The following is a 7,327-nucleotide window of genomic DNA, read 5'->3' on the forward strand; positions in this document are numbered from 1 at the left end:
TACTGACGCCAACACGCTTGCTGAGCTCCGTGAGGCTAATATCATCACCAAACAACAGGGCAATCTGGTATCGTATGGCTTCGGTTAACTGCCGGTACTTCATGTTACTCGCTCATCTGTGGTAGGAAGAACGGGATAACTTATCGGTAGTTAACCCTTCCTCCTACACTCTCCACAATCATGACCGAGCGTTGCACTTATTATCTGAATTCGCGATGTTTTGAAATTTCATTCAAGAAAATCACGACATTTGTTTATATTTAAGCGAGAAAAATTATGGAATAACGCATGTTGTGGTTATTAAATAATTTAAGGGTTAAGGAAGGTGCTATTTAATCATTCATGGTTCATCTTCATGATGACAATGAACACCTTTATCCTTACATTTTTCACCTTTTTTGAGTTTCTTTTTGCTTATGTATCATACGATGAAGTGCGATATAATAGTTGTTATCGAATCAATTGCTCCTTCCTTAAATAAGATGTTCACATGAATTATTCCCTACGCATATATCGATAGCTGCTAAGTCGATACCCTCGCTGACCGACTGAGATTTTTAATGATTCTGAGGTTAGCACCTCAAGCTCAGCCAGCCGCGGGTAGCAGTAGGCGCTGCTCATGATGGTGTGGTCAATAAACGCCGGGTGGCACATCACTTCCAGGGAGGCCTCTTCCCGCTGGATTGAATCATCCAGAGTCTGCAGGAACAACGCTTCAGAAATCGCGTCGCCATAAAACTCGCTGGCAAAGCCATCGCTGCTGCGCGCTGCATCCTGCGCCAGACCGTCGCGCTGCGCCTGCTGACGGTCAATACGCAGCGCCAAGCCCTTCTCGCGGGCAAATGCCGCCACGATGGGATAAATCTGCGCAATCATATGCACATGGTGATGGCTGTCGATATGCGTCGGTTCATAGCCAAACAGCTCGATAAACTGCTGATACTGGCACTCCAGCTCGTGCGCGATCTCATCCAGCGGCAGGCTTCCCTCTTCCGCCATCTGCCAGATCCACTTCCCCAGAAGCCCTTCGCGGGTGAGGCCCGGCATCGCGGAGAGCGGCTCGCCCAGCGTCAGGACGAAGTGCATCCCGACGCCCAGCTCCGGCACGCAGCGGCTGAGCTGGGCCGCGTGGCCGATTGCCGCGCCGTTAACCAGCGCGGTGGTCGAGGTCACCAGCCCGTTTTTGCAGGCTTCAATAATGCCGTAGTTCTGCCCCTTGCTGAGGCCAAAATCGTCGGCATTAACGATTAACACGCGTTCCATCAGCCGCTCCCGTTACTTTTTCAGTTTCTCAATCGTCGCCGCAAAGTTAGGCAGCCATTTTTCGTGGGCGAGGATCATTTCACGCGCCAGCATTTCGGCATCGCGGTCGGAGTGAATCAACGGGCTCAGATTGAGCGCCAGCAGCACATCGTTCAGCTCGCCGCTTATCGCCGCCTTGCTCGCCGCCACTTCAAAGCCCTTGATGGTGTAAATCAGCCCCTGGACTTTCTCATCGAAACGGGTGATGCGCGGCGTCGGCTTCGCCCCGTCGCAGCCGAGCGTACAGGTCATTTCCACCGCCCAGTCGGCCGGGATATTATCGATGTGGCCATAGTGCGGAATATTCACGTAGTGCTCGGTCTGCTTGTCGTTGTAGATAGCGTTGATCACTTCGCATGCCGCGTCGGAGTAGTATGCCCCGCCGCGCAGCTCCAGCTCCTTCGGCTTAACGTTTAGATCCGGATTTTTATACAGCTCGAACAGCTGTTTTTCCACCTTCTGCACCACCTGAGCGCGGGCACCGCCCTTATAGTACTCGCCCATTTCAATCGCCAGCATCTCTTTCGGCTTGAAGTAGTAGAGCAGATAGGAGCACGGAATTAAGCGCAGGGAGCTAATCAGCCCTTCGCTGAACGGCAAATCGAAGATGTTTTTCACCGAGTTGGCGCTCAGGCTCCCGGACGCGACGCCGTCCAGCAGCTCGTTGAAGTGAGATACGCCGTTCACCAGCACGTCGCGCACAAACACGAGGTGGTTGAGGCCAAACAGGTCGATATTCAGCTCATCGCCCGGGCTCAGCTGCAGCACGTCGGTAATAAACATTTTCATGCCGATCGGAATATTGCACACGCCGATAAAGCGCCGAAAGTTCGTATGGCGATATACGGCCTCGGTCACCATTCCCGCCGGGTTGGTAAAGTTAATTACCCATGCGTCCGGGCAGATATCCTGCACATCTTTGACGATATCAAAAATCACCGGAATGGTGCGCAAACCTTTGAACAGGCCGCCGGCGCCGTTAGTTTCCTGGCCAAGATAGCCGTGGCTAAGGGGGATACGCTCGTCTTTTTCACGCGCCTTCAGCTGACCAACGCGCAGCTGAGTGGTGACGAAGTCCGCGCCTTCCAGCGCCGAGCGGCGATCCAGCGTTTTATAGACTTTCAGCGGGACGCCGGCTTTTTCCACCATCCGCTCGCAGAGAGCGTGGATAATATCGAGCTTCTCCTGCCCTTCCGCCACATCCACCAGCCACAGTTCCGTAACCGGCAGCTCGTGATAACGCTTCAGGAATCCTTCGAGGAGTTCAGGGGTATAGCTGCTGCCGCCGCCGATAGTAACAATTTTTATCATTATATTCTCCCTTGTGGCGCCACGAATTGCGCGTAGCCCACTCTCCGTATCAATACGGACAGTTAATCTGAATATTTTCCAGCGCGGAAGGTTCCGCTCCGGTTAATTAACGATGGTAAGCTTCTGGCGGATTCAAGTTCGAAGTGCAACGCTAAGCCGCCGGTCTTAACTCTGCAAACACCACCGAGGGTTGTCTGAACCCCAGACACTTGCGTGGCCTGCTGTTCAACGCACCCTGATAGCGCCGTAGGTCTTCTTCTGACACTGTGTGCAGGTCAGTTCCCTTCGGGATAAACTGCCTTAACAGGCCGTTTGTGTTCTCATTCAATCCTCGTTCATGCGACGCATATGGGTGAGCGAAGTAGGTTTCCGCTTCCAGCGCTTCCGCTATCGTCCTGTGCTCACTGAACTCACCACCGTTATCGAACGTGATAGTGTGACAGACATCTTTATAGCCACTCAGCATCGAGATGATGGCCCTGCTGACTTCACCTGCATCTTTGGAGAATACCTTTTTTGGTCAGATACATACGGCTCTTACGTTCTGCCAGCGTCACGATAGCGCCTGTCCCTTGTGCGCCCAGTACCAGATCCGCTTCCCAGTCACCCAGTCTGGTACGAGCATCAACAACGGCTGGTCTCTGCTCTATGGATACCGCGTCAGGTATGCGACCACGCTTCGTCCCGTAGCCCTTGCGGTAACGGCGCTTACCCTGTCGAAGATGCTTGTACAGTTCGCCGCCACTGGCTTTATCAGCCTGAACATGCTGGTAAATCCACTCGTGGCTGACGGGGCTGCCAATGCGCTTACAGATAGCGCTGATCTGCTCCGTGCTCCACTTCCAGCATAACCCTCTCTCAACGTAAAATGCCGTCTCAGGGCTGATAACGCGCTTCGCCGCCCGCCGTCGCCGGTCATCACTCAACCGCTGAGCCTCTTTTGCTGAATAACCGCCAGCAGTCCCGTTGCGCCTGACCTCCCGGGATACAGTGGACTTACTGACGCCAACACGCTTGCTGAGCTCCGTGAGGCTAATATCATCACCAAACAACAGGGCAATCTGGTATCGTATGCCTTCGGTTAACTGCCGATACTTCATGTTGCTCGCTCATCTGTGGTAGGAAGAACGGGATAACTTATCGGTAGTTAACCCTTCTTCCCACACTATCCATCCACATGACCGAGCGTTGCACTTATTATCTGAATTCGCGTCTTACGATAATTGCTTGGCGTAAATGAGGTCAGCTTTTTGAATGTTTTAATAAATAAGCTGGGGCTACTGTAGCCTGCTTCGTAAGCAATATCGGTTACCGAGTAATTGGTAATTTCCAGCTGTTTCTTGGCGAAGTTAATGCGAATGTCATTAATAATCTTCATCGGCGTTTTACCATAATAGCGTTGGGTTGCCCGGGTTAAATATTCCTGAGTTTTCCCGGAGAGCCCGACCATCTTTTTCAGCGCCCCTTCGCCAAATTTATGTTTATCGTGCATATCCTCGACGGTATTTTTTAGCCACTGCGGAATGACATCCTGAACCGGCTCCTCGCGGTAGTGCCGTAAACGATTAATGGTGTAAAACGAGACCAGTTCAATAAATTCGTCAAATTCAGTTTCGCGAAAATTCAGCGAAGCAATCACCGATTCGATGTAGCTGAGAAAGGTGCTTTTGATCGCGTAGACCTGCGAAGCGACCAGCTCAAACGGCAGCAGCGGCAGATAGTGTTTCTCAAAGAAACTCCTGCTGATGCCGACGTTAAGAATGCGCGTCGCGCCAAACTCGTAAAAGCTTTGATGGTGCGACCCCATTGGGATGAAGACAAAATCCCCGCGCTCCAGCAGCACCCGTTTGCCATTAATTTCCTGATAATAGCGCCCGGTTAAAACGATGGTGTATTCGTAATAGTCGTGCTGGTGAAGCCCGCTAACGCTTTCCGTCTTGTTGTAGATGACCACATGAAAGTTTTTCCCGTTGAAGAGCTGCTGTTCGCGGGCGGTACTGATTTCTGTGGTCATCATCTTTGGCTGCCTCATCGTGTAGATGGCCTATTGTACCTTCTCATGTAGCTCAATCAATTCCGCGACCAGTTCGCGGGCCAACATTGAGGTCATCAGATGATCCTGCGCGTGAACCAGCACCAGGCTGACCTTCATTTTCCCTTCGCCTTCATCGCTTTCAATCAGCTGAGTCTGTACGCGGTGGGCTTCGCTCAGCGCCACCCGCGACTGCTCCATCATCGCTTTAGCGGCGGCGAAGTCGCCCTGTTTCGCCTGCTTCAGCGCGGCATAGGCCAGGCTGCGGGCCTGTCCGGAGTTGATAATCAGTCCCATCACCACCTCTTCGAGGTCATTTTCAGGCATATCTTCTGCTTCGATATGGTCCAAATCAAACATATTATTCCCTCATTTCTCAGGCGGTACGGGAAATCTCCCGTACCGCTCGACATCAGAATTTCAGTGCGTTAGCGATATCTTCTTCGCTATCTTCCTGCTCGATGGTGCTTTGCGCTTTATTGGAAATCGCGACAAATGGCAGGTAGATCAGGGTCGAGACACCAAGGTTGAACAGCGCCACCAGCAGAGCAGCGACGCTGCCGTTACTGTTAAAGAAGGCGCCCAGACCGGTCGGCATGGTCCACGGGGCCAGGTTGGTCACCGGAGGAATAATCCCCATGCTGTAAGCCGCCAGGGTGATGGCTGCCAGAATCGGCGGCACCAGCACGAACGGGATAAACATCACCGGGTTCATGATAATGGGCAGGCCGAACAGAATCGGTTCGTTAATCTGGAAGATGCCTGACGGCAGCGCCAGCTTAACAACCTGACGATGGTCGGCGCGGCGCGAGCCGATAAAGATGGCGATAATCAGGCCCAGAGTCGCGCCGGAGCCGCCCAGCAGGATGTACGAATCGAGCATCGGTTTGGCCCAGAAGTGGAACTGTTTGCCCGCCTCGATGGCCGCTTCAACGGAACCATACTGGTTATACAGCGCGATGTTTTCCAACGCCCACGGGGTCATGATGCCGTTATCCAGCGCGGTCAGCGCCAGCGAACCGTGTACGCCAAAGAACCACAGCAGGGAGTTGAAAATAACGTACGCCCAGCCGACAACGCTGCCCATCGCCGCCAGCGGCGTGGAGATGGAGTCCATAATAATCTGGTGGAAGTTGCTGCCATACGAGGCCAGCAGCCAGGAGACGATGCCGAAAATCGACAGGATCAGGAAGCCTGGGATCAGCGCCGAGAACGAACGCGATACCGATGACGGCACGCTGTCCGGCAGGGTAATGAACCAGTTGCGACGAATAACGAAGGTAAACAGCTCCGCCACCACCAGACCGATGATCATCCCCGAAATAATGTTTTGCCCGCCCAGCCAGTTGGCGCCTATGGCGTAAGCATCGCCGACGCTATAGGGAGTGACGGTCATAAATGCCGCGACGGCTAACAGCCCGGCGGCCATCGGGTCGACCTTGCGATCTTCCGCCATCGCCGAGCCGATAAAGAACGGCGCCATCAGCGACATAATGCCTAAAGTACCGTTATAAACGTTACCGCCGATAGCTTTAAAGCTGTTTAAGGTTTCAATGGTTGAGGCATCCAGGCGGACCCCCATTGAATAGAAGAAAGAGCCTTCACCAAAGCTGAGAAAGACGTTGTTAATTAATACGAACATGGCCCCGGCGAGGGTCAACGGCATTAATTTAATAAAGCCGTTTTTAACCGCATTAATGTGCGGTTGCTTTCCTATTTTAACAGCAAAAGGAAGGAGTACCTTTTCAAGCGAGTCAATCACTTTACTCATAGTCAATACCCTTTAAAGCCGTAATTGTGCGATTACGGCATAATGATGAAATTACTCTTTGACGGGTAAATAAAATATTTATTATTCGGGCGGCCGGCACGGCAGATATTTCATTAAGCCGAAAATTCGCTTCGCCAGCGACCCGAAAGGTCGAGTTTTAAAATTAAATTATTGTGCAGCAGCTTTCTTAATGGCCGCAACGGCCGCTTTCAAAACACCTAAACCATCAACTTTGCCGTACAGTGCAGAGTCGATCACTTCCACCGGCTTATTGGACAGCCGCTGCTGAATCTCGGGAAGCATATACGCAATCTGTGGGCCTAATAAAATAACGTCAGCTTCCGGTCCCTTCTCCCCTGCGAGAGTTTCAGGAAAAGCTTCAATAATGACCGGCACTTCATATTTTTCAGCTTGGGCACGCATTTTGGATACCAGCAGCGAAGTGGACATTCCCGCAGAACAGAACAAATAGATATGTTTCTTCCCCATAAAAACGCCCTCAGCATTTTGAAATTTACTATCAAAATAATAATTAATCTTGGCAGGTTTATAATTTGAGTATATAGCATCGACTGAAAGCAAAATGTTTCACTTCTCCTAAAATTGTTTGCCATTGACCATCCCTACTCCCGCCCCTGCATTTTTTTAAGCGTTAAAATGCAAAACCAGAACCACCTCCAAGTTTTTTAATTTAAAAAAATAAAAACCACGAAGCAATATATTGAAATTAAGCGGTTAATGTAGTGTGATATTCTTTTTTTATAAAATAAAAATTACATATAAATAAGGAATGTAAGATAAGCGCATTCAATACGAAAATCGGTCGTGACGCAGACTTAGGGAAGGTGCGATTTAATCGTCAATTATGAGAACATAACCCTTTCTTTGACATAGACTTTTCACGATGCCCG

At 51.1% G+C, this 7,327-nt stretch carries 6 protein-coding genes and 2 pseudogenes; all 8 read right to left on the bottom strand.

Annotated features, from left to right (window positions below):
- Positions 1-103, bottom strand: a pseudogene (locus ACSZPU_RS21430) (IS30 family transposase); the annotation flags it as partial.
- Between the two features lie 392 nt (positions 104-495).
- Positions 496-1,263 (bottom strand): chitin disaccharide deacetylase, encoded by a 768-nt coding sequence (chbG, locus tag ACSZPU_RS21435; RefSeq protein ID WP_437891835.1) that lies wholly within the window; start codon positions 1,261-1,263, stop codon positions 496-498.
- A 12-nt stretch (positions 1,264-1,275) separates the two neighbouring features.
- The gene (locus ACSZPU_RS21440) at positions 1,276-2,613 is read right to left on the bottom strand and encodes a 6-phospho-beta-glucosidase (RefSeq protein ID WP_499002951.1); all 1,338 of its coding nucleotides are present in this window, start codon (positions 2,611-2,613) and stop codon (positions 1,276-1,278) included.
- A gap of 151 nt (positions 2,614-2,764) precedes the next feature.
- A pseudogene (locus ACSZPU_RS21445) lies at positions 2,765-3,713 on the bottom strand (IS30 family transposase).
- Positions 3,714-3,778: 65 nt separating this feature from the next.
- Entirely contained in the window at positions 3,779-4,645 is an 867-nt protein-coding gene (gene chbR, locus ACSZPU_RS21450; RefSeq protein WP_437891804.1) for a transcriptional regulator ChbR, read from the bottom strand.
- A gap of 12 nt (positions 4,646-4,657) precedes the next feature.
- Entirely contained in the window at positions 4,658-5,005 is a 348-nt protein-coding gene (gene chbA, locus ACSZPU_RS21455; protein WP_437891803.1) for a PTS N,N'-diacetylchitobiose transporter subunit IIA, read from the bottom strand.
- Between the two features lie 52 nt (positions 5,006-5,057).
- On the bottom strand, positions 5,058-6,416 hold the full coding sequence (gene chbC / locus ACSZPU_RS21460) for a PTS N,N'-diacetylchitobiose transporter subunit IIC (protein ID WP_437891802.1): 1,359 nt from the start codon (positions 6,414-6,416) through the stop codon (positions 5,058-5,060).
- A 168-nt stretch (positions 6,417-6,584) separates the two neighbouring features.
- Positions 6,585-6,953: a PTS sugar transporter subunit IIB gene (locus ACSZPU_RS21465; protein WP_437891805.1), complete on the bottom strand. Its 369-nt coding sequence runs from the start codon at positions 6,951-6,953 to the stop codon at positions 6,585-6,587.
- Positions 6,954-7,327: the final 374 nt, after the last annotated feature.

Origin of the sequence: Phytobacter sp. V69 (assembly GCF_965644215.1) — a bacterium.
In the GTDB taxonomy this organism is placed as follows: domain Bacteria; phylum Pseudomonadota; class Gammaproteobacteria; order Enterobacterales; family Enterobacteriaceae; genus Phytobacter.